This is a genomic window from Streptomyces sp. NPDC001530, assembly GCF_042894545.1.
Lineage (GTDB): Bacteria > Actinomycetota > Actinomycetes > Streptomycetales > Streptomycetaceae > Streptomyces.
The window spans coordinates 1-1,629 of the sequence record NZ_JBIAVS010000075.1 but is presented as its reverse complement, the minus strand read 5'-3'; the positions used below and the strand labels follow the sequence as shown (position 1 = coordinate 1,629).

1 protein-coding gene is annotated in these 1,629 nt (G+C 68.2%); it reads right to left on the bottom strand.

From position 1 onward, the window contains the following. Nucleotides 1–38: 38 nt before the first annotated feature. Entirely contained in the window at nucleotides 39–1,544 is a 1,506-nt protein-coding gene (locus ACFY0T_RS50265; RefSeq protein ID WP_388885979.1) for an ISL3 family transposase, read from the bottom strand. Nucleotides 1,545–1,629 lie beyond the last annotated feature (85 nt).

Sequence of the window (1,629 nt, the reverse complement as noted above, 5' to 3'; positions counted from 1 at the left end):
CGACCCTGGCTCACATTCGGTGGTAGCGGAGGGTGACGTTACCCGAGGAGGATTCGGTGGCGGAGCAGGGTGAAGCCTGCTCTGCCGTACATCTGCCGCGCGATCAGCTTGGTCTTCGTGTTGACGCCCTCGGTGGGTCCGTTGCTGTACGACAGCGTGAGAGCGGCGACGACGGCGTCGTGGTCTCGGTCGAGGCCCCGGGTGAAGGCGTGCATATGGGGCAGATCGTCTGGGCGGACCTCGGTAATCCAGCGCTCAAGGGCAACGGCGTTTCCTCGGGCGGGTACCAGGAGCTGGGCGAAGGCCCGGATGTGGGCGGCCAGTTGGGTCATCTCGGGGCAGGCCGCGGTGAGCCGGGCCAGGAGGTCGTGATGCTCGGCCTTGAGGTTGTCGGGCCTGCTGAGCAGCATCCGGGCGAGGCGGCGCGGGGAGATGTGGCTGCGGTCGGCGTCCGCACGGCCTTGGTTGATGTACTTGTGCAGGAGGTTGAGACAGCCCGTGAAGCCGAGTCCCTTGATCTCTTCGAAGAGATGCAGGACGGGGACGGCGGGGTCTTCGGCCCGGCGTTTTCGCAGGTGTTCGCGGTAGGGATCGACAAGGCTGGCACGGTACTTGGGGACGCGGAGCATCCGCTCGGGCTGGTCTGCCCGGGCGTAGCGTTTGACGGTGTTCAGGGCAAGTTGCAGGCGGCGGGCGCATTCGAGCAGGCCCACGCCCTGGTCGAGCAGGTTGTGGACCTGGTGCCAGCGCTCCAGAGTGGTTCGCGCGCGCGGCCCGTCATACAGGGGCGCATCCAGCACGGTGGCCCAGCAACTGCTGTGCGCCTTCACCTCGCTCAGGGCGGCTTCGCACAGGTTGTGCCACACATGCCAGCGATCAGCGACCTGCACCGCGTCGGGCAGAGCTCGGCGGATGGCCTCGGCATAGGTGGCCGAGCCGTCACGGCACACGACCTCGACGCCCGGATGAGCACGCAGCCACGCCTCCAGGGTGTCGGCCGTGCGGTCGGGCAGCACGTCGATCCGCTCATGGGTCTCGGCGTCGATCACCACGGTGGCATAGCGGTGACGCCGGCGCAGGGCGAAGTCGTCGACGCCGATCACGCGGGGCACCCGCGGGGCGGGCAGCGGTATGCGCAGAAGCGTGCGCAGAGCAGTGTGGTGCGACAAGCCCACCGCGAGTGCCGCCAGCAGACGCACCCCTGCCCGGCCTGCTAACTCCTTGACCACCGCCTTGACTTGCCTGGTCAGACGAGCGGTACGCCGTTGGTATCGCTCCAGCACCCCGGGCACCTGCTCGCGGAAGGTATGGCGGCAGCCACGCGTGGGACACACCAGACGCCGCACCCGCACACGGACCACCACCCGCCGCCCGTCCACCGACACATCGGCCACGGTCCGCCTGTGATAACCGTGCACACGGCCGGACGGCGCCCCGCAGCCCGGGCACGGAACCAGATCATCCGGCGTCCGAGCCCACACCAGGATCCGCTCACCCTCGTCGGCCACCTCCTCAACGACCAGCGGCGACAGGCCCGAAAACACCACGTCTACAAGCTCGTTAACATTTCGCACGTCATGCCAACGACCCGCCACCACGCTCAGTCACCACCGAATGTGAGCCAGGGCC